General features: G+C 70.6%; 3 protein-coding genes (1 of these 3 only partly in view). 1 reads left to right on the top strand and 2 read right to left on the bottom strand.

The features are described 5' to 3' along the window. The first annotated feature begins 34 nt into the window (after positions 1-34). Positions 35-865, top strand: coding sequence for a universal stress protein (locus OG552_RS30590; protein WP_329138399.1), 831 nt, complete (start codon positions 35-37; stop codon positions 863-865). Positions 866-991: 126 nt separating this feature from the next. Here OG552_RS30590 and OG552_RS30585 read toward each other — a convergent pair whose 3' ends face one another. Together OG552_RS30585 and OG552_RS30580 are read right to left on the bottom strand one after the other, a co-directional pair. Next, positions 992-1,756 (bottom strand): IS5 family transposase, encoded by a 765-nt coding sequence (locus OG552_RS30585; protein WP_443071215.1) that lies wholly within the window; start codon positions 1,754-1,756, stop codon positions 992-994. Between the two features lie 103 nt (positions 1,757-1,859). Then, on the bottom strand, positions 1,860-23,712 hold the 3' portion of the coding sequence (locus OG552_RS30580; RefSeq protein ID WP_329138395.1) for a lonely Cys domain-containing protein. 16,568 nt of this gene lie beyond the right edge of the window; only the last 21,853 of its 38,421 coding nucleotides appear in the window; its start codon lies beyond the right edge, outside the window; the stop codon is at positions 1,860-1,862.

Here is a 23,712-nt window from a genome sequence, read left to right as displayed (position 1 = left end):
GGACAGGGCACAGCTCAAGGACTGGAGAAGCGAAATGACGGTACGTCAGCATGTGGTCGTGGGCGTGGACGGCTCGATCACCGCCTTCCGCGCACTGGACCGTGCCGTCCAGGAGGCAGCGCTGCGCGGCGCCGCGCTGGAAATCGTGTACGCCGTGCCCGACATCGACGACGCCGGGCCCGTGCCGGCCTCCGCCGTGGCACGGGCACGTCGGCGCTGCCCTGGCCTTGAGGTCGGCGCCGTACCGGTCGCCGGTGACGCGGTCGACGCCCTGACCGCCCGCGGCCGCGACGCCGTACTCACCGTCGTGGGCAGCCGTGACCCGGGCGGCCTGACGAGACTGCCGGCCGGATCGGTGGGTCTGCGGCTGGCCGCACATTCCCGTGGTCCCCTGCTCGTGGTCCGGGGGCAGCGGGCACCGGGGCCCCGCGGAGTGCTCCTCGGCGTCGGGAGCGACGCGGACGCCGAGGCGGCGGCCTACGCCTTCGAGGAGGCGGCCCGCCGCTCCGCCCCGCTGCGGATCCTGCACACCTGGACCTACCGGCATCCCCTGACCACCGAACGCGTACGGGACGACTACGCGCGGCACGCGGAGGCCGAACAGGCCCTCCCCGGCCGGGTGGTGGCCCTGCTGCGCGAGCGGTATCCGCGTATCGCCGTGGAGACCCGTACTCTGCGCACCGGCCCGGCCCACGCACTCCTGCAGGCGACTGCTTCCGCCGATGTCGTGGTGGTCGCCGCGCATCGCCATCGGGGCCTGCCCACCCCCCGGTTGGGCCCGGTCACTCATGCGCTGCTGCACCATTCGCACTGTCCGGTGGTCGTCGTCCCCTGCCCCGGACCCAGCACCCGCACGAGCCGGTGACGATGTGCCGGCGGTCCCGGCCGGGCGGATCCGCCCGGCCGGGACCGCTGTTCAGTCACGGAGCGGACCGGTTCACCTTGATCGTGTGCGCCCCGGTCTTCGACTCGGCGACGGGGACGCGGACGGTCAGGATCCCGTCCCCGTATTCGGCCGTGGCTCGTAGCTTTCGGGAGACTTGTCGTGGCGGGTGGCCAGGCCGCGCCAGGTCTTGATTTTCTGGAGGCTGCGTTCGACGGTGTTGCGCTGTTTGTAGCGCTCAATGTCATAGGTGACAGGCCGTCCGCCGGTTGAGCCCTTCTTCTTGCGGTTGGCCTGCTGGTCGGTCTTTTCCGGGATGACCGCGGTGATGCGGCGCCGGCGTAAGCAGGCCCGGTTGCCCTTGGAGGAGTAGGCCTTGTCCGCTGCGACGCCGTCGCGCTGCGGCCCGGTCCGGGTCCGGCGTGTCTGTGCCACCCGTGTCCGCACCGGTCGTCGGCGGATCACCCGCAGCACCGGCGGTTGCTGCGGGAGCGGAACCCCTTTTTCCTCGGTCAGGGCCTGTTCCAGGGCGTCCAGGGTTTCCCCGGCCACTGCCAGGCCTGCCGATTCGTGATGCGCCCGCACGATCGTGGAGTCCACGCTGACCAGTTCCAGGCCGACCTGCCCCCGCGCGGCCGCCTCGGCGATCAACGCGTCCATCAGGTCCTGGAACACCCCGGCCCTGGCCCAGCCGCTGAACCGGGAGTAGATGGTGGACCAGGGCCCGTACCGGTCCGGGACATCACGCCACCCACTGCCGGTACGGAACCGCCACAGCACCCCGTTGAACTGGTCCCGCACCCGCCGCGGCAACGGCCCGGTAGCCGCCACCGGCAAAAACGGCTCGATCAGAGCCCATTCGGCATCCGTCACATCAAAACGCGCCACCACCGAGTTCTACCAGCCACCGGCAACAGACCACCGGGCCTCTCGAAGATCCAAACCTCGAACAGGCTCTACAGGACCGCTACGACAACTACTCGACGACAGGCGCGCTCTTGATCGCGGAGTCCTCCGACCCGGTGACCAGCGTGCCGAGGTTCAGCACGTCCTGGACTGCCAGCCGACGCTCCTCCCCGAAAGACGTGCTGAGGATGTCTTCGAGGAGGGAGTGCAGCAGGCCGTGTGCGTGCTCCAGTCGCCTACCGGCGATGTCCGCGGCCTCCGGCGTCTCCCCTCGCGCCACGAGTACGAGGTTGATCCGGTGCCCTCCCGCGCCGTGGTGCGATCGCAGCCTGACGGCGAGCGACTCCGCGTAGGAGCAGAGCTCCCGGTGGGCTTGCTCACTCAGCTTGGCCTCGCCAGGACCGAAGGTCAGCACGAAGGGATCGAGCCGGTAATCTTCCTCCTCCGCGCCTTGGCCGGCCACGATCGCGACGGTGTCAGCCACCGCGGTATGCGGCGCGGGAGCAGGCGTGAGCGGGACTTCGCGCTCGGCCGGGACGACCGGACCCGGGGTCCCCTGCGGGGCGGTGCTCACCGTGGCGGTTCCCGCGCTCCTCGGCGCGGCGTCGAGACTGGCAGCAGGCAGACCGGAACCGGCCCTTGGGCGTGTCACGGACGGCCGCTCCGGCAAGGACGGCGCGACGGTTGTGGCGTTCGCGGGTGCCTCGACGACCGGGTGCGGGAGTGGGGGCGGGAGCGGGGGCGACACCACGATCCAGGCGTCGGCCGGGATGGTGGCGGCGCCTGCGTCGTCGAGGATCTCCGCGGTCGAGCCGTCGCGCGCCAGGACGGCGACGTTGGGCAGACGCAGTACGTCTCCGGGGAGCATCTCGACCGTTTCGTCGCCCTCGGAGGCACGGGCCGGAATGTACACCGGCTGTCCCAACTCGGCGGCCAGGTCGCAGGCCCACGCGACCAATCCGCTGGGCGTGTCCTCGACCGGACGGGCGACAACCAGCCGTGTCCCGGGAATCCACTCCAGATAGGGCAGGACGGCGGCGAACTCCGTGGTACCCAGATGACGGCTGCCGCCGAATCCGAAGGCGTGCGGCTGATACTGCCCCGCGCGCCGGCCGAGTTCGACCATCACGATGAACGTGTCGCCGTCGCCGAACGCCTCCCGCATCCGCGACGCCATCGCGTCCTCGGCCGGCTCGCCCCGCGCGGCGAGCGCGTCGCTCCTGCGGAACACCGCCCCGCCGGGCGTCCGCCGCACGAACACACTGCCCAGATCGTGCAGCGCGTCGAGCCCGTCGACCTGGGTCGGGTCCAGCAGTCCCGCGGCTTCGTCGTGTGCCGACCGTGCGCCGCGTCCGCCGTACCACGGGGTGATGGAGAGCAGGGCCAGGGCCTGGTTCCGGTTCTCGGGCCGGGAGAAGATCCGGTCGAGCAGCCCGCGCGCGCCCGCCGTGTCCTCCGGGGTCTCGGGGCCGAACACCGTAACCGCTCCCGGGCCGCTCCCACCGTGCAGGACCGGCTGTTCCGCGGACGCGTGAGCGCCGACCGCCTGGTAGGCCGGGGGCTCCCACGACGTGTCGTGGCTGCTGCGCCACGCGTCGTGCACCAGTCCCAGCGCGAGGTTGACCCTCGCCTGGATCTCCGCCTCGTCCAGACTCCCGTCCCACAGCCGGAACTCCGCGTAGTCGTCCGGCGTACCCGACACGTGCTCGAAGCTCAGCGCCTCATCACGGACTCCACTGGGCGTGTCCCACACCCCCTTGTACGCACTGGGCTGCCCTCCGAACGGCCTGCCGAACTTCAGGCCCCGGTGGACTCCCGCGGTCGGATTCGTGCCCCACCGGAACAGCTCGTCCTGGTGAGCGCTGAACAGGGCCCGCAACACCTCGTACGGCCGCACGTCGTCACGGAACTCACCGGTGCTGACGCTGACATGTCCGCCGGTGCGCGGCGTGACCATCGCCCCGTGCTTACGGAGGATGCCCACGGCTGTGCGCAGGTCCGACCAGGTCTTCGCCGTGTCCCGCATCACGGGGGACACCAACTCCGCCCCGCCGTCCCGCACCGACGGGTCCCTCTCCAGGAACCAACTGGTGTAGCCCCTCTCCCGCGCGCTGTGATAGCCGCCGATCTCCCGCTGCTCGGTCAGGCCGGCCTCATGCATCGCGGTGACGATCTTCTGGAACACCTCGGCCCGCTGCGTGCCGGTGAGTCGGGACGGCAGCTCGAACTCGATCTCGACGCCGAACCTCAGGCCGCCCCGCTGCGGATCGGCCAGGCCCCCTGTCGCGTCCTGCGTCAGGTACGGCACCGCGGGCTCGCCACGCGACACCCGGTCCGCCGTCTGCCGGGCCACGCTCTCCAGGACCTCGGGCCCGGTCGTCGCGACGCTCGCCGCCACCGGCGGATCGACGTCATCGGCCGGCCCCTGCGTCTCGTCAACGGCCGTGCCCCGCGCGGGAGCCGGTGCGGAGTTCGTGGCCGCGGCCGAACCGTGCGGGACCGTGGCCGAGCCGTCGGCCGGCCTGGGCAGCACGTCCACAGGGAAGGTGCCTTGCCAGCCCAGGCCCGCCGGTGGCACCGGCCGGCCGGGCGGTACGGTGTCCAGCGTGCTGATCGCGGTGGTCCCGTCGGCCATCCACTCGGAGCGTGCGCGTCCGTCGTAGGTCCAAACCGACCGGCCTGTCTCCCGGGCCATCGCGACCCGAAGCTCCGCTGCCGGCCGGTCCAGGCCGGTGAGCACGACCGGTTGCTCCAGGTCCGTGCGGAGGAACAGAGGATCGTGTGATGCCAGTACGGCGATCTCTTCACCGGACACCGTCCGCCGGACGCCGTCTCCGAAGTCCCCGGTGACAAACCCGGGACGCGGTGAGCCGTTCAGGTTCAGGAAGAGCTGTCCTTCGGCGCTCCGCATCCACGGTGCCCGGTACAGGCCGGTGACCTCGGAGTCGCCGTCGACCGCTGCCTGGGCGCGGCCCTCGACAAAGCTGGTGTTCAACGAGAGGGATTGCCGAAGGCTCTCGTAGTCCCGGCCGATCGGGCGGTGATCATCCTCGTCGAGGATGAGTGTCCTGTTCTCGTCGTAGGCGCCCAGCGTCTGCAGGTGGAAGGCCGCCAGTTGCAGTTCGGGGCGGTCACGGAGGTCGCGCCCCGCAGCGGCGGCCTGGAACGCCACCTTCATCAGATCGCGGCGGAGCCCCTCGGTGGACGGGTGGCTGTCCGGCAGGTGCAGGACCCGCTTGGCGACGGACGCCGGGTCGAGGCCGCTCGCAAGCCACTCGGCGGCCTTGACGGTCGCCCAGAACATGTCGGAGCGCTGGTCCGCATCCACTTCGGGGGTGGAGTCGGTCGCGGGCAGGCGCAGGACCTCGGCTGTGTACGAGCCGAATCCGTCCTGTCCCGCTGTGTTGTGCAGCCGTTGCGCCGTGTCCCGCAGGATGCCGAGCCCGGGGTGATCGGTGAGCCGGGTCAGGCCGTGTGGCCGAGTCGCCTCCTCGGCCGCCCAGACCAGTACGCGCCGGTAATCCGCCGGGCCCGGAGCGTCCTCGGCATCCGGCCGTTCCCGCTCCGCGCGCGCCGCGCGCTCCAGCAGGTTCAAGTGGAAGGGGCCGAAGGGGGCCAGCAGCGGGTCGGCCCGCCGCATCCGTTCCAGCGCGCCGATGCCTGCCAGCAGCTCGTGGTAGTCGTCCTCGTGGTCGATGGCGTGCCCGAGGACCAGTCGCAGCGCATACACCAGCCGCCGGCTGGTCTCGCGCACTTCCTCCGTGGCCGGTCCGTTCCCGTCGTGCAGGCCCGCCGCACGAGCCCGCTCATCGAGTTCCTCGGGCAACGGCTCCGGCTCGAAGACGACCACTGTCGCAGGTCCGCCGCCGTGGACGTCGGTAACGACGAAATAGAAAGGTGTCAGCGCCCCGCTGCTGTCGGGCAGCACAGAGGTCCCCACCCGTCGCGTGAACGCGCGGACCTTCACCCGGTGCACGTTGGCGTCCGTCTGACCGTACGGACGGTTTCCCGGCCGCAGCACATCGGCGATGAAGGGTGACGGGGCTCCCCTGTGCTGGTCCAGATCCGTGGCAGGTCCTGCGAACGAGGCGCTCCAGCAGACGACATCATCGAGCCAGGCGTCCTCGTGACTCTCGCGCAGGTCCTGCCAGCTCTGCCGGCGTGCGAGCCATTCCGCGTGCTTCTCACTCGGCATCTCTTCGGTTCGGCCGGATTCCAGCGGGACGATCAGGCGCCCTGGGAGGCCGTGGCCCGCGTAGTGGTACGCCGCGTCGGCAGGACCGACGGGCGGAAGGTCCAGCTCCGGACCGTATTCCTGTGTGGCGGGGTTGAGCGACCTGTATGTGGTCATCTCGCCGAAGCGGGCGTAATGATCATTTCGGGCGCCGGACATATCGCCGACGGACATCGCCGCGCGACCGGCCGGACTCCCCTGGCCGTCCGCGAGGGGGTGGCTGACGATCCGCCGGTCCTGTTCCGACGGGCTCTCGACGGGCCGACCCGCCGGGCGCGGGCCGCTGCCGAGCCACATGCCGCGCATCTGTCCCGGGGTGTCGATCAGGGCGATGCTGTGCCGGCCGGAGTCGGGTTCCGCGGCCACCTCCAGGAAACCGCTGGTGGAGTAGACGACCCGGCCGAAGCGGTGGGCAACGTAGCGCGGCAGTTCCATGTAGCCGCTGCCCGAAAGGCTCGTGAGCAGCAGAATCGGCAGGTCCTGCGGTATCTCGGCCAGGGCCGGGTCCAGCGTCAACAATTCGACGAAGACCTCGGTCCGCACGGCGAGGGAGGTGTCGGCATTGCCCCGAACCATGACATGGTCCGGGCGGCCGGCGCCGATGACCGCGTAGGGCCGGTGACTCCCGAACTGGGACGGCCAGGGGGCGGGACCCATGAGTCGCTCACCCTTACTGCCGTCCGCGTTCATGTGCTGGACGCCGGCCTCGGCCAGATTCAGCTCGGAGATCTCTTCCGGGAGCCAGTTCCATCCGTACGCCGTGCCGTCATCCGTGGTGAGAGCGAACTCGTCGGCGAAGACACCCACGTTCTTCACCAGGTGGATCGCCTGCAGCCTCGCCGGGGTGACCGGTCCTGCCGTATTTCCGGCGGCCGGATCCATCGCCAGTGCGAACAACGCCGCGTACTCGCCCCCGGAAACCGGAGCGGCCGGATCCCGGCCGAGTATCACCGCACGGACCAACGGCTCCAGGTCCATCGGGTCAGTGCCCAGCGCCGGGTCTGCCGCCCGCACCGCGTCCAACCGCGCCGCCGCGGTGGACAGAGCGTGATAGTCCGGGCTCCACACCACGGCAGGGCCGAACGCCCGCACCAACAGCGCACGCACATCCTCAGGCGACGGAGCCGCCGCGTCGGGGCCGGCCTGCGCCGGGGCCGCGGACTGCACGCCGGTACCACCGGTCGGCCATGACGGGGTGCCGTAGTACGGAATCCGGTACGCCTCCACCTGCGGGCCGGCCAACGTCGCGTACAAACCGTCCGGGCCCGCCGACAGCGTGAACCGCGGGGCGGAACCCAGCAACGCGGTCACCCTGTCAAGGTTGGCCACCCGGCCGACCCAGCCGCTGTCCCCCCGCAAGAAGGCACCCGTCTCCAACTGGACGAAATCACCGCCGAACCTCGTCCAGCCACCCGGCCCGTAGGTCTCCGTCCCACCCCGACCTCCGGAAATCCGGATCGCACCTGCCTCGCTGGCCTCGTAACGGAACGGCACCGAACGGGAATCAGCCGCCCGTACCACCGGGAACCACGACCCGGCGTTGCCACCCGCGGGCACCTCATCCAACGGCACCTCGACAAGATCATCGTCGTTACGAGGCTCCGCCGACAGCGTCACCGCGCGACCCAACGCCCACTGCTCCGCTGCGGGGTCGAGTCCGTGGTCCGGTGAGCCTCCGGGCAGGCCCACACGACCATCGAGCACCAGACGGGACGCGGGGAGTTCCACACCCATGGCGGTCAGCGCGGACTCGTTGGCGTAGAACCACACGTGGCCGTCCGGCTCACTCGGCAGCGGCTGGTGCCGGCTGGCCGCCGGCACGCCGGCCCGGTAGCTGGGAGTGGCGGCGGTGGGCACGGTGGCCCGGGCCAGGTAGAACCCGGTCGGCGGGGTCGTGCTGCCGTCCGCGGGTGCCGGCTGTTCGGTGGCCTCACCGGGGCGGTGGCTGCTGCGGGTGCCGTCAACCGTGAGGTGCGACAGCGCCTGCGTCACCGAGTCCGGGAGCAGACCGGCCGAGTTGGGCGCCCCCGAGAACGTCTTCAGGCCCCCGGCGAGGTCGGTCGTGTTGGCGCCCCTGGTGGAGCGGTTGGTCCGGGTGCTCGTGCCGGAGATCGTGGTGGTGCCGTCGAGGGCAAACACCTTCAGGTCGCTCAGGTCCATCATGACGGTGGCCCCGCTCAGCGTCCTGCCGTGCAGGGTGATGTGGTGCCCGTCCTCCCCGAGGGCGAGGGTGAAGGTGTGCGCCAGATGGATGGCGTCGGCATGGTGCAGCAGCGGCTCCGCGCGGTGCGCGCTGACCATCGGCCGGCCGGAGCGCTCGGGATCGGCGTCCAGGAGGAGACCGTCGAAGTAGCCGTGCAGGCGCGGCGCCCGGAAGGGCCGCACCAGTACCTGTGCGTCCGGCGGGAATCCGGATGTGGTGCTCCGGCTCCACTGGGTGCGTACGGACAGCGGCTGTTCGGCGATCGGCCCGGTCGTACCGTTGGCGGCCTTGTACTCGTCCATCGGGACCGTCAGCCGCACCGCGTCGGTGAGAGTGCGGGGTTCGGAGGTCCAGGTGGTGCCTTCCGCCGCGCTCTGGCCGAGTGCCTGGGAGATCTTCCCCCGCACCCCGCGGTGGGGCCACGAGTGCACCTGCAACTGGGCGGTGACCTTGTGGACGAAGCGCTGCGCGCCGCCGGACTGGTCGACGACGGTCGTCTCCCGGCCGGCGAGGTCGTGCTGCCGCCCCCTGGTGTGCGTGGCTGTCACGGCCGCCGACGGGTCCAGGGGCACCTGCTGGCTGACCTGACCGACGATGAAGTCGCCGACCGTGCCGAGGCCGGACAGGGCCGGCGCCGCGTCGGCCGACGCCCCGGCGGTCAGCGTGTCGGCCGTCGCGGTACGCGCCCCCGAACCTGTCGTGTACGTCGTACGGGTGGCGTGGTCGTGCAGCGTGTAGTCGTGCCGGCCCGCCTCGAGGGTGAGTTTCAGTACGACCAGTTGTTCCCACGTCACCCCGTGGCGGTCCTCGCGCGCCCGGGTGAACAGCGGCAGCCCGCCGTTGAGGGCCTGGCTGAGCATCTGCGGCACCCCGCCCGAGGCCGCCCGGCTGAACATCTCGCGTTCCAGCCGCTGGTGCATGTCGACGAAGGGCTCGTTCCGCGCAGCGTCCGTGTGCTCCCCGCGCCACTCCGTCAGCGCCCCGTGCAGGGCGTTGACCAGCGTGGTCAACGCTCCCGGCCCGTTCAGGTCGGGCGTACCGATCCCGTGCCCGGCGTCGGCCGGCGGCTGCCACAGCGGTAGGGGTGCGGCCCTCCTGATGCCGGGTACGGCGGGGCGCACGGTCCGGTGGACGCGGTGGTAGCGGGTCTGGTCGTCGGGGTGGAGCTTGGCGATCTGCTCGGCGGACAGGACACCCAGGGACGGCAGTTCACCGGCCGGTATCCAGACCTGGACCGCGTCGGGGACGTCCTTGGCCCTTCCGTGCGGTGCGCCGGTCGCCCCGTGCTGCCCGGTGAACGGGCCGGACCACACGTCGTGGGCCTGGGCCTGCAGGACGTGGGTGGTGTCGAACGTGACCAGATAGCCGCGGTCGGTGAACCGGGTCTCGGTCTGCGTCTGCACCGAGTCGTCGGTGGAGTTCTGGTGCGTGTGCTGGAAAGCGGCCTGGGCCTTGCCGGTGAAGGCGGTCGAGAACTGCCCGGCCGCCAGCTTGTACGAGGTCTTTCCGGTCGCCTCGACACCCTTGGAGCGCTGGTCCGAGGAGAGCGCCGTGGTGGTGACCAGCTCCGTGGTGCTGAAGCCCCGTGCCTCGTCCCGGGCGAGGATGCGCGGGTTCTGCAGGAGCTCGCCCAGGCCCACCTGCCCGTAGACATCCCGGCCACCGGTCAGGCCGCCGTCGTTGTGGCTCTCCAGCGACAACCGGTCCGTCCCGGCGCGCGGGTTCGTCGTCGCGATGAAACTGGCCAGCCGGGCGTCCCGGCTGGTCCACAGGCCCAGGATCATTGGTCCGGGCAGGCCCTGCCGGTCCTCGCCCAGTCCTGCCGGGCGCGCGCCCAGCAGGCCCCGCGCGGCCGGCCGCATCAGCCGGTTCCGCCAGCCGGCGGACTCGGGTGCCGCGTCCAGCATCCGCGCCGCTGCCAGCCGCAGTGCCCCGATCGGTTTCATGACCTCGAGGTCCGCCAACGCCGGCAGGGCGATGCCCTTACGTGTCAGGTCGTCCGGCCGCAGCGGGCGCCAGCCCGTCTCCGCCATGGTCGAGGCGATGTGGTCGGTGAAGTACTCGGCGGTGTCGGACGGTCCGGGCGCGACGATCCGTGCCAGGTACGGACGGGTGGAGTTCTCCCGCAGCTCCGTCCACTCGCCGCCCTCGGGCTGGGCCTGGGCCTGGGCCTGGGACGACTCTGCGACCCGCACCTGGACCGTGACGGGGTAGACCACCGTCTCGGGGTCCGTGGTCCCCTGCCACTGCCGCTCCTGCCCCGCTTCGAGGGCGACCCCGTCGGTGTGGTCGGCGGTCGCCGACAATGTCAGGCCCGCGGAGGTGTCCAGCGGCCCCGGCAGACCGGAGAAGGTCACGCCCAGGCTCGCGGAGTGGCCATGACCGCGGGTCTCCCGGTGCCCGGCCATGGTGGCCGTCCCCTCGCCCAGGCGGCGTCCCTTGATCGGCCCGGCGTAGCGGCCCCTGCTGCGGTCGATGGTTCCGCGCAGGTAGAGATGGGGTCCACCGCTGGACGGGGTGAACGCGACGGCCTCGTCGCCGCTCAGCAGCCCGGAGACGTTCCGGCGCAGGAACGCCTTCAGTTCGTTGGCGGCGCGCGCCTCGTCGCGTGTTCCGGCCACGGGCATCAGGTTCAGCGCCTGTACGGCGATGTCCTGCAGCGCGGCCTCCTCCACCTCGTAGCGCGCACGGGAGTTGTCCGGGAACGTGGAGATGTCGAGACCCGCGGGCTCCTGCCCGGGGCTGCTCGGCGTCGTCGAAGAGGTCGTCGAGGAAGAGCTGAACCACAGTGTGGCGCCCCCGGAGACGTGCCGCGTCCCGCCCGGGGCCGACACCACGTACGCCAGCGGCGCCTCGTAGTGGTCGAAGTCCCCGTTGTACAGGTCGGACAACTGCTTGCGCTGCTGGAGGATGTCCTGGTCGACCTCCTCGCGGTAGAGCGTGCCCTTCAGCTCCACCGAGATGGTCGGCAGCGCCAGATCGGTCAACGGGTCGGCGGTCTCCGCGGCGACCGAGCCGCCCCGGTTGTGCCGGTGACCGCTGCGCACCGACTCCGACCGCTCGTCGGTCCGGGTGTACTCCACGCTGCGCCTGCCGCGGTCGACGAAGTCGCCGCGCAGTCCCGCTCCACCGGGCGCCGCGCCCTGGGGCGGAGCCAGCGCCACCACGACCTCGCCCGGACTGTGCCGGAACGCGAACGTGGCCCGCGCCGGCTCACTGAGCATCCCCCGAGCCTCGTGCAGCTGAGGCTGCCGCAACCCCGCCACCCAGGCGTCGAACCGCTGCCCCTCAGCGTCCGAGGCGAACGGCCCGGCCTGCTCGGTCACCATGTCGCGTATGCCGGTCAGACCGTGGAAGAAGGCGTACCGGAGGTTCTCCACGACCCGCTGTGTGGCCCGGTACGCCGCAGCCCGTTCCCGGTCCCGCGTGCCCGCCGACAGCTGCGGGAAGCCGAGCGCGAGACCGGCGTGGTCACGGGCACCGGCGTCAGGCCGCGCCCACGACAGGTCCATCGGTACGGTCACCGGGACCGCCCGCCCGCCCGCGGCCAACTCGAACGTCACCGCGTGCGGGCCGACGTCCGACGTCACTCCCGACTCGGTGGCCGTCACCTTCCCCTTGCCACTGCTGCGGCCGACCGCCGAGTTCTCCCTGGTGTCCCCCGCCACACCGCCTGACAGGGTCACCCCGGGCTGCACCGGCACCTTCAGCAGCGACAGCGGATTGGCCGCCGTACGTTTCGCCGTGTCCGCCGACTCCACCGGTGCGGTGGACACCTCGCCGCCCCGCGCCCGCGCGCCGTCCGACACGGTGCCCGCCGTCAACGGGTCGATGCCGGTCACCTTGATGGCCACCCGCCGGCCGGCCACCTGCCGGACGTCGCCGTCCAGGAGCGCGCCGAAAGTGTCCTTCAGGCTCTCGTCGGAGATCGCGTCGTTCACTCCGTCCGACCGTCCGAGCAGGCTCGACAGCGCCGTCCGGAGGGCGGCACCGTCCGGCGTCGCGGCCACGACGGGGTGCTCCCGCCGGGCGCGACCCAGCCAGCCCTCCAGCTCCGGCGCGACCTGACCCCCCACACCCGCGGCAGTCGCCCCCACCCGCACCAGAGCCTGCCCCAGGAAGCTGCCGAAGCCCTCCTGCGGCGACGCGGAGTCCCGCGAGCGTACGGACCTGGACCTGGACCTCGACCAGGCAGCGCGCGCGCCCGGTACGGACAGCAGCTCGTCGGCCGGTCCCGGGGTGGGATCGGCCGCGGAGCGGTCGATCGGGGCCCGCGGATCCCTGCGCGATCCGCCGGCCTCACCGGCGCCGCGGTGAGCCGGCTTCCCGCTCCGTCCGGACCTGCTCCTCGGCCCGGCACCGAGCAGCCGCGGCCCGGGCGACGGGGGCTCCGGGAACTGTTCCCACTCACTGACGCCGACGGCACGCAAGCCCTCGTCAGCCACCTGAAGGCGGTCGGCCGCAGCGTCCATACGCTCCTGCAGGTGCCCCAGCCGGTCGGGAACACCGGAGCCACCGGCAACAGCGCCCCCGGCCTGCTCCACCTCCAGGGCATCGTTGTATTCGATGCGTGCCTGCTCCAGTGCGGCGGCAGCCGCCGCGCTCTCCTCGAGCGCCTGCTGCAACAGGTTCTGGCCTTGGTCGTAGCCCCACGCGGGCCAGTCGGCCGACTGCTCGGCCGACTCGGCCCCATCCGCATTCGCAGCCGCGGGCTCCGAGTCGATATCCATGGCATCCATGGCGTCCCCACCGCCATGGATCGCCAGGAACGTGTCAAAATCGAAATCATTCATCACATCGGCAGCGTCAACAGCCGCCGGTGACGCGGGCGCCGAGGGGAAGCCACCAGGCATGCTCCCCACCTGCGGACGGATCGGCCGCCACCCCGCCCTCACACCGTAGATGTCCTCGACCATCCCCACAGGCTGAGCACCCGAAGGCCGAACGGCTCCCTGGTGCGAGTCCCCGCGCACCTTCACCGGACCGTCCGTGATCCAGACCGTCACGCCCAGAGCGTCAGCGATCAACTGGACCCGCGGCTCCGCCTCTTCGCCCAGATCCGACACCAGCAACACCACATCCGCGCCCGCAGGCCGATCCGGATCCAGCCTCAACAACTCCGCCCCAGCAGACCAGGGAAGCGGGAAGGGCTTCGCCGTTCCCGCCCACCCGTTCCACCACTGCACCTGATCGCCGTCGGTCTCGAACAGCACCGGATACGCATCCGCCGCCCACGGCGCGGGCCTCTCCGAACCCGGCACGGCCCGCGCCGCTTCGTTCACGGACTGGAGACGGGTCATGTCCAGCTCCCACCGCCGCAAACGGGTCGCGTTGCGCCCCACCCTCTTGTTGTGAATCCACGTCAAACGGCTTCCGGTACCCAGGAACTCCTGCTGCCGGTAATACGCCTTCAGATCCGGCACGCTCCCCGCCCGGCCGTCCCTGATCGCCCCGGCCACCAACTTGAGCAGCGCCTTCAGCAAGACCGGGGAGCCCTCACCCGCATGCATCACGTCACGGGCAGCCGCTTGCAGCTCCTCACCATCGCCACTCCCGACCAGCCGCTCCCAATGAAGACCCGCAGCCGCCACGGACTCGTACGACTCACCCTCCGGCAGATTCTTCCGCTGAGCGAAGACCTCACGCACAGACCTGTCCCACCGCGCCTCGGCGCTGCCGACAGCCGGCGTCACCGCACGAGCCTGCGGCACCACCACCGCACCCGCCGACGGCGGCACCACCACACCCGGCGACGGTGGCAACACCACCGCACTGGCAACCGGACGCATCACCACCGGGCCCGCACCCTCGCCCGGACGGATCGGCCGCCACCCCGCCACCCGCCGGTTGGCATCCACGACCATGCCCACAGGCTGGGGACCCGCTACGTCGTACTCCCCGCGCACCTTCACCGGGCCGTCCGTGATCCAGACCGTCACGCCCAGAGCGTCAGCGATCAACTGGACCCGCGGCTCCGCCTCTTGGCCCAGACCCGACACCAGCAGCACCACCTCCGCACGCGCCGGCCGATCCGGATCCTGTTCCAACAGCGCCGCCACAGCGGGCCAGGCAAGCGTGGAGGGCTTCGCCCTGTCCTTGAACCCGTTCCACCACTTCACCTGATCGCCGTCGGTCTCGAACAGCACCGGATACGCACCCTCCGCCCACGGCGCGGGCGTCTCCGAACCCGGCACGGCCCGCCCTATCTCGTGCACGGACTGGAGACGGGTCATGTCCAGCTCCCACCGCCGCGAACGGGTCGCATTGCGCCCCGCCGTCGCGTTGTGCCCCCACGCCAAACGGCTCCCGGCTCCCAGGAAGTCCGGCTGCCGCTCGCGAGGGGGCACCGGCCGCTTGCGGGGCACCGGCCGCAGGACGGGCTTCGGCACGTACTCCTCGATCTGCAACTCAGCAGGTCCTGGGCGCTCTGCCGGGTTCGGGGCCTGCGCCTGGGCGGGCTCCGGCACAGGCTCCCCGGACTGCGATCCAGCAGGTCCTGGGCGCTCTGCCGTGCGACGGGGCACCAGGTTCGTGTACTGCCGTACCAGCTCGTCTCCGTCCGGCGGCGACTGCACCACGCCTGACTGCGGATCGACTGCCCGGAACCCTGCCATCACCCCTTCGTGTCCCACAACCAGGCCCACAGGCTGAGGACCCGAAGGCCAAGCTTGTTCCTGGTGCAACTCCCCGCGTATCTTCACCGGGCCGTCCGTGATCCAGACCCTCACCCCCAGCGTGTTGGCGATCAACTGGGCCCGGGAATCGAACCCTTCGCCCAGGCCCGGCACCAGCAGCACCACCTCCGCACCCGCCGGCCGATCGGGGTCCTGCTTCAACAACTGCGCCAGAGCAGGCCAGGAAAGCTGGAAGGGCTTCGCCTTGTCCTTCGACCCGTTCCACCACTGCACCTGATCGCCGTCGACGTCGAACAGCACCGGATACGCACGCACAGCCCACGGCGCGTCCACCACCGAACCCGGCGCGGTCTGCCCGCCTCCGTCCACGGGACGGATACGGGTCATGTCCAGCTCCCACCGCGGGAACCGGGTCGCATTGCGGCCCACCCTCGTGTTTTGCGTCCACGTCAGGCGGCTTCCGGCGCCCAGGAGCTGGTGCTGCAGGTGATACACCTTCAGGTCCAGCAGGCTCCCCGCCCGGCCGTCCCTGATCGCCCCGGCCACTGACCTGAGCAGCACCCGCATCGGAACCCGGACATCCTTGCCCAGATGCAGCAGCTCGCGGGCAGCCGCCTGCAACTCCTCACGATCATCACTCCCGACCAGCCCCTCCCAATGGAGGCCGGCAGCCGCCAGAGGCCCGTGCGACTCCCCCTCCTTCAGATCCTTGCGGGGGAGAAGCGCCCGCACAGTCTTGTCCCACCGGGCCTCGGGGCTATCAGCAGCCGGCGCCACCGGCTGTACCGCGCCCACCTGCGCCTGCGGGAGGATCGGACCAGCCTGCGCCCGCGGGGGCACCGTCACCGGCCCGAAGCTCGCGTACTGCGGCACCAGCGCGTCGGCGAACCGGTCCAGGCCCAGCTGGACCCCGAGTCCGTCGGCCGCTTTCTGGAGCAGCAACGGCAACGCTTCAGCCAACGGCAGAGCTTCCCCGATCCGCCGCATCTGATCCGTCAGCACATCCCACGTCAGCAGCGACCGGTCACCGTCAGCGATCCGACGCCGGTCCAACGCCGCGAAACCATGCAGCAACGCCTCGAACGCCGCATAGTCGTCCTCCAGATACGGCCCGAACACCAGCCGCACCGCCCGCACCCACCGCGCCACCCGCTCAGGCTCGGCAGGACGACCGTCATCACCGGCCACCATCCCGCCCAGCCACTGCAGCTCGTCGGCATCCGGCTCAGGCCGGAACCCCACGAACCCCACATCCGGCTGATCCACGTCAGCGACCCAGAGCATCAACCGCGCCGGCTTCCACCGCGAGGCGGGCACCGACTTCAGCCGGTCGGCGTCACCGGCCGACCACACCCACCGCCCCCAACCGTCCGCCAACCGCTGCCCCGGAAGCCCCAGCTCCAACGGATCCGCCACACCCCGAACCGCGACATCAGCCCCGGCCACCATCACCGGCACATCTGCCGGATGAGCATCCAGCAACGGACCACCGAAATACCCGGCAACCGCGTCGTAATCGAACCGCAGCGCACTGCCGTCAACCAGCGTCAGCTCCGCCGACTCCCCATCACCACCAAAACCAGCAAAGACCACCCCGCCCTCACCGAACGGCAGATCACGCAGCACCCCCTCACTGGAACCACGCCCGGCAGCCCCGTACTTCTCATAGCTGAACTGCCGTACCCCGTCCGCCAGGAACCCGTAGTCCGCCTCAGGCTCCGACTCCTCCGCCGGCGGCAACGAGAACCGGCCCACAAACCTCTTCCCGTCACGGCTCGGATACGTCGCCGTACGGATCCGCCCCACGCCCACGGACCTACCGTCCAGCGCCCTCAGCACCCGCTCCTCAGCACCGGCATCCGCACCCGCACCGACCGGTTCAGGCAGCGTCAACGCCCACAACGCCAAGGGATACGCCCCCAACAACGCCGGTCCGACCTTTCCGGCCTCGATAGACGGGGTGAGTACCTGGCCGCTGGTGGAGAACACCCCCTTGCGCAGGATGTTCGCCACCGTCTTCGGCCCCTGGGCGCCCGACAGCCCCGCACCGCTCACCAGCAGCAGCACGTCGTCGTCAGGACCCAGCAACCCGTCGTACGCGAGGACGCCCGCGAACTCCTCCCAGGACACCCACACCTCCCCCGGATCGCTGTCCCGGGTGATCGGCGCCGCAGTCAGCTTGACGAGCCCGTCGGACCGCAGCTCCGCCGCCACCGGGAAGACCGACTCCGGACGCCACGGCGCCCGCCCGCCGTACACCTTGGGCCCCACCACGTGACCGCGCGCATTCACGGTGCGCTGCGCGGTCAGGTCGAGTTCGAACCGACTGCGGTGGAGACCGGTCCAGTTACGGCCCCTGCCAGGGCGCTTGGGAGGACCCATCGCAGTGTGGTTGCCCAGCACGCCAAGAACGTCGACCAGGTGATGCACCTTCAGATCCAGCAGGCTCCCCGCCCGGCCCTTCTCCATTGCACCCGCCACGAACCTCAACAGCACCCGCGCCGAGACCGGGGAATCCTCACCCAGATGCAGCACCTCACGGGCAGCCGCCTGCAAATCCTCACGATCATCACTCCCGACCAGCCCCTCCCAACGCACACCCGCAGCCGTCAAAGACTCGACCGGCTCCCCCGCCTGCAGATGCCCGCCCCTGAAAGCCCCCCGCAGAGCCTCGGCCCTCCACCGCGCCCGAGCGTCATCAGCATCAGCGGCCGACGGTCCGGCAGACCCGGCCTGTCCCGCCCCGGACGCACCAGCACCGGAGGAACCGCGCGCCGGTGCACCACCGGGCAACCGCGGCACGGACGACTCGGACTCCGGGAACCGGTCCTGCTCGCGGACCCCGAGGTCACGCAAGGTCTGCTCAGCCCCCTGAAGGCGGCTGAGCGCAGCGTTCTCGCGGTCCTGCAGATACCCCAGCCGGTCGGGAACATTGGAGCCACCGGCGACAGCACCACCGGCCTGCTCCACCTCCACGGCATTGCGGTACTCGATACTCGCCTGGTTCAGTGCGGCGGCAGCCGCCGCACTCTCCTCAAGCGCCCGCTGCAACAGGACCGGATCCGCGCCGTGGCCCCGCGCAGGGCGGTCGGCCACCTGCCCCGCCGACTCCGCCGCACCCGTGCCCGTACCCGTCGGCTCGAAGTCCAGGTCCATGGCGTACTCATCGGGATCATTCGCCAAGAACCTATCAAAATCGAAATCATCCAGCACATCAGCATCGACAGCCGCCGAGCTCACCCGCGGATGGATCGGCCGCCACCGCGTCGCCAGTGCATCACCACGAGCGACCATGCCCACAGGCTGAGCACCCGGTCCCGGTACGTGTGTGGTCCCGAGCACCTTCACTGTGCCGCCCGTGATCCAGACCGTCACACCCAGGGCATCAGCGATCAACTGGACCCGCGGCTCCGCCTCTTCGCCCAGATCCGACACCAGCAACACCACATCCGCACCCGCCGGCCGAACCGGATCCAGCACCAACAACTCCGCCACAGCAGGCCAGGAAAGCGTGGAGGACTTCGCCCTGTTCGTAAACCCGTTCCACCACTTCACCTGCTCGCCGTCGACGTCGAACAGCACCGGATACGCACCCTCCGCCCACGGCGCGGGCCTCTCCGAAAGCGGCACGGCCCGCGCCGCTCCGTCCACGAGCCGGGTACGGGTCATGTCCAGCTCCCACCGCCGGAACCGGGTCGCGTTGCGCCCCACCCTCGTGTTCTGGTTCCCCGTCAGATCGCTCCCGGCACCCAGGTATTTCTGCTGCAGGTGATACGCCTTCAGATCCGGGACGCTCCCCGCCCGGCCGTCCCTGATCGCCCCGGCCACCAACCTGAGGAACACCCGCAGCGGGACCGGGGAAACATCACCATCTTCCGCGTGCATCACCTCACGGGCAGCCGCCTGCAACTCCCCGGGGTCATCAGTCCCAACCAGCCCCTCCCAGTGAACACCCAGAGCCACCATGGACTCGAACGACTCCCCCGCCTTCAGATCCCTGCGCCTGAAGGTCTCACGCACAGACCCGTTCCACCGCGCCTCAGCGCTACCGGCAGCCGGCGCCATCACACGCGCCAACGGCCGGATCACACCACCGCCCGCACCCGCGCCCGGACGGATCGCCCGCCACCCCGCCATCACCCCATCGCGACTCACAGTCATGCCCACGGGCTGAGGACCGGAAACTCGCCCGCTCGTGTACGACCCCCCGCGTACCCTCACCGGGCCGTCGGTGATCCACACCGTCACGCCCAGTGCGTCAGCGATCAATTGGACGCGAGAATCCATCTCCTCACCCAGACCCGGCACCAGCAGCACCACATCCGCACCTCCCCGCCGATCCGGATCCTGCCTCAACACCTCCGCCAAGGCAGGCCAGGAAATCGGGGAGAGCGTCACCGTCAACTTGTCGATCCCGCTCCCGCTCCACCACCGCACCTGATCGCCGTCGGTGTCGAACACCACCGGATACGCACCCGCCGCCCACGGCGCGTCCACCGAATCCGCCACGGGTCGGAGCAGGCCGTCCATGGCCTGAATGCGGGTCATGTCCAGCTCCCGCCGCTGCAAACGGGTCGCGTTGCGCCCCACTGTCGCGTTCGGCAGCCACGCCATACGGCTCCCGGCACCCAGGAGTTCGTGCTGCAGGTGATACGCCTTCAGTTCCGGCAGGCTCCCCGCCTGGCCCTCCCTGATCGCCCCGGCCACCAACCTGAGCAACACCCTCACCGAAACCGGGAAATCCGCGCCCGCGTGCAGCACCTCACGGGTAGCCGCACGCAAGTCCGCCGGATCATTGCTCCCGACCAACTCCTCCCAGTGAACACCCGCAGCCGCCAAAGACTCGAACGACTCCCCCGCCCTCAGGTCCTCGCCCGCGAAAGCCCCACGCACAAGGTCATCCCACCGCGCCTGAGCGTCATCGACTTCATCGGCCTCATCGGCCTCATCGGCGTCGTCAGCAGCGTCCCCGTCCTGCTCCACCTCCATGGCGCCGTCGTACGCGAAGCCCATCGGGTTCAGTGCGGCGGCAGCCGCCGCATCCTCCTCGAGCGCGTGCTGCAGCAGGACCTGGTTCTCGTCGTAGTCCCACCCGCCCCAGTCGCCCGCTTGCTCAGCCTGCGCGGCCTCCTCGGCCTCCTCGGTCTCCTCGGCCTGCTCAGCCTCCTCGGCCTCCTCCTCGGCCTCCTCCTCGGCCTCCTCCTCGGCCTCCTCGGCTTGCCCGGCCTGGTCAGCCTCCTCAGCCGCGCCCATATCCGCAGCACCTGTGCCCGCAGCCACCGGCTCCACGTCCACGTCCACGTCCACGTCCATGGCGTGCTCATCGGGATATTGCGCGAAGAAGGCATCAAAATCGAAATCATCCTCCGCGGCAGCGTCAGCTTCGTCAGCCACCGGCTCCAGGTCCACGTCCATGGCGAACCCAGCGTCGTCATCCGCGGCGGGCTGCTCGAAATCGAGGTCACCCGCCGCAGCAACGGCAGCGTCTTCGTCAACCGCCGGGGACACGACCGCCGGGGACACGACCGCCGGGGAGGCGGCCACCGGGGAGGCGGCCACCGGTGGCACGAGCACCGGGAGGAAGTCATCAAGCGTGGTCCCCGCCCGCACGGCGTCGAACGCACCCGACAGCAACTCGAGCACCTGATCAGGACGAGCCTGCGGACGGACCCGGTCCGCCCCCGCGTAGAACGCGTCCACCAGATCGGTCAAACGCGCCCAGGTCAGCAGCTCCGCCTCACCGTTCTCCCAGCGCATCCGGTCCAACGCCTCAAAACCACTCAGCGACCGCAGAAGATCATCACGGTCGTTCTCGAGGTCGGGCCCGAACACCAGCCGCACCGCACGTACCCACCGCAGCACCCGCTCGGCAGGCAGGTTCATGTGCGGACCGAACGCCTGATGCATCAGCATCGTCAATTCCGCAGGCGTCGGCTCCGGCCGGAACGACACCACGTGTTCATCCGGGCTGCGGACATCGGTCACACCAAGCTGAACGCGCGCCGGGCGACCGCCCTCGGCCGCCGTGGCGCCCGCGAAGGCCATCACACCCGACCCCGACACCACCTCCCGCCGCCACACATTCGCCAGCACCTGCCCCGGACGCACCCCTTCCAGCAGATCCCTGGCCGGAGACCCCGCCACCCCATTACCGACCACCAGCACCGGCACGTCGAGGCCAAGAGACCGCACCCGCCCGTCCCGCTGGTAATAAGCGGCAACCTCCGCCCAGTCCGCCGCCAGCACCGACCCGTCGGACAATGCCAGCTCACCGTGCTCGACCGCACCGCCCAGTTCGACCACGAACACCTCGGGAGACCTCAGCCCCACTTCCCGGGTCTCGCTCTCCTCCGCCGCGACCACACCGTCCACCGGCCCCGGCTGATCGACAAACCGCGCATACGTGAAGTGCCGCACCCCTGACAGACCCCGGTAGTGATTCACGCCCTCCGGCCAATAGCCCACCGGACGCGACGACAATCCCACTACACGCCCATCCCGGTCCCTGTGCGCCACCTGCCACACGTCGGCGTCCGACACCCGCCCGCCCGCCAACGACCGCACCGCACCCGCCGGTGGACGCACCGCACCCCGACGTACCGCACCCCGACGTACCGCACCCGCCTGCGGACGGATCGCCCGGAACCCCGCCACCAGACCGTTGGCATCCTCGACCATTCCCACAGGCTGCGGACCCACTCCGCCGCTCTCCCCGCGCAGCCTCACCGGGCCGTCCGTGATCCAGACCGTCACCCCCAGGGCGTCAGCGATCAACTGGACCCGCGGCTCCGCCTCTTGATCCAGACCCGGCACCAGCAACACCACATCCGCACCCGCCGGCCGATCCGGATCCAGCCTCAACAACTGCGCAACAGCAGGCCAGGAAAGCGGGAAGAGCGTCGCCGCTCCACCCCACCCGTACAACCACTGCACCTGATCGCCGTCAACGTCGAAGAACACCGGATACGAACCCGCCGGCCACGGCGCGGGCCTCTCCGAACCCGGCACGGCGTGCCCCGACTCGTTCACGCCCCGAATGACGGCCATGTCCAGCTCCCACCGCCGCGTACGGGTCGCGTTGCGCCCCAGCGTCGTGCTGCCGACCGTCCACGCCAGACGACTCCCGATACCCAGAGCCTGGGGCCGCAGGTAATGCACCTCCAGATCCAGCAGGCTCCCCGCCCGGCCCTCCTCGATCGCCCCGGCCACCAACCTGAGCAAAGCCTGCATCGGGACCGGGGCATCCTCGCCCAGATGCATCACCTCACGGGCAGCCGTTTCCAACTCCTCACGATCGTCACTCCCGACCAGCGCCTCCCAGCGAACCCCCGCGGCCACCAAGGACTCGAACTTCCCGTCGCCCAGATCCACTTGCCCGAAGGCATCCCGCAGAGCCTCGGTCCACCGCGCCTCGGCACCCTCGCCCGCACGCGGCTGCGGACGGATCGGCCGCCACCCCGCCGGCACCCCGTTGGCATCCACGACCATGCCCACGGGCTGAGCACCCTGTGCGGGAAACGCCCCACGTACCTTCAGCGGGCCGTCCGTGATCCAGACCGTCACGCCCAGAGCGTCAGCGAGCAACTGGACCCGCGGCTCTGCCTTTTCGCCCAGACCTGGCACCAGCAGCACCACATCCGCACCCGCCGGCCGATCGGGGTCCTGCCTCAACAGATCCGCCAGAGCGGGCCAGGAAAGCGGGAAGAGCTTCGCCGCTCCCCCCCACCCGTTCCACCACTGCACCTGATCGCCGTCGGCCTCGAACAGCACCGGATACGCATCCGCCGCCCACGGCGCGGGCCTCTCCGAACCCGGCACGGCCCGCGCCGCTTCGTTCACGGACTGGAGACGGGTCATGTCCAGCTCCCACCGCCGCAAACGGGTCGCGTTGCGCCCCACCCTCGTGTTGTGAATCCACGTCAAACGGCTCCCGATACCCAGAAGCTGTTGCTGCTCGCGAGGGGGCGCCGGCCGCTGGGCGGACCCCGGCACGTGCTCCTCGACCTGCAACTCAGCAGGTCCTGGGCGCTCTGCCGGGCGGCGGACCACCGGGTTCGCGTACTGCCGTACCAGCTCGTCGCCATTCGGCGGCGACTGCACCACGCCCGGCTGCGGATCGACTGCCCGGAACCCTGCCATCACCTCATCGTGTTCCACTTCCATGCCCACGGGCTGAGGACCCGAAAGCCGAGCGTGTTCCCGGTACGATGTCCCGCGTACATTCACCGGGCCGTCCGTGATCCAGATCCTCACGCCCAGCGTGTTGGCGATCAACTGGGCCCGGGAATCCGCCTCTTCGCCCAGGCCCGGCACCAGCAGCACCACATCCGCACCCGCCGGCCGATCGGGGTCCTGCTTCAACAACTGCGCCAGAGCAGACCAGGAAAGCGGGAAGAGCGTCGCCACTCCCCCCCACCCGAGCGACCACTTCACTTGATCGCCGTCGACGTCGAACAGCACCGGATACGCACCCGCCGCCCACGGCGCGTCCACCGCGGGGCCCGACCGGGGACGCCCCGCTCCGTCCACGGGACGGATACGGGTCATGTCCAGCTCCCACCGCAGCAACCAGGTCGCGTTGCGCCCCACCCTCGTGTTTTGCGTCCACGTCAGGCGGCTTCCGGCGCCCAGGAGCTGGTGCTGCAGGTGATACACCTTCAGGTCCAGCAGGCTCCCCGCCCGGCCGTCCCTGATCCCCCCGGCCACCGACCTGAGCAGCGCCCGCATCGGAACCCGGGCATCCTTGCCCAGATGCAGCAGCTCGCGGGCAGCCGCTTGCAAAGTCTCAGGATCATCGCTCCCGACCAGCCCCTCCCAGTGAGCACCCGCAGCCGCCAAAGACTCGTACGAC

The organism is Streptomyces sp. NBC_01476 (assembly GCF_036227265.1).
Lineage (GTDB): Bacteria > Actinomycetota > Actinomycetes > Streptomycetales > Streptomycetaceae > Actinacidiphila.
Note: the sequence above shows the minus strand (reverse complement) of the source record. Positions and strands in the feature narration are given on the sequence as shown.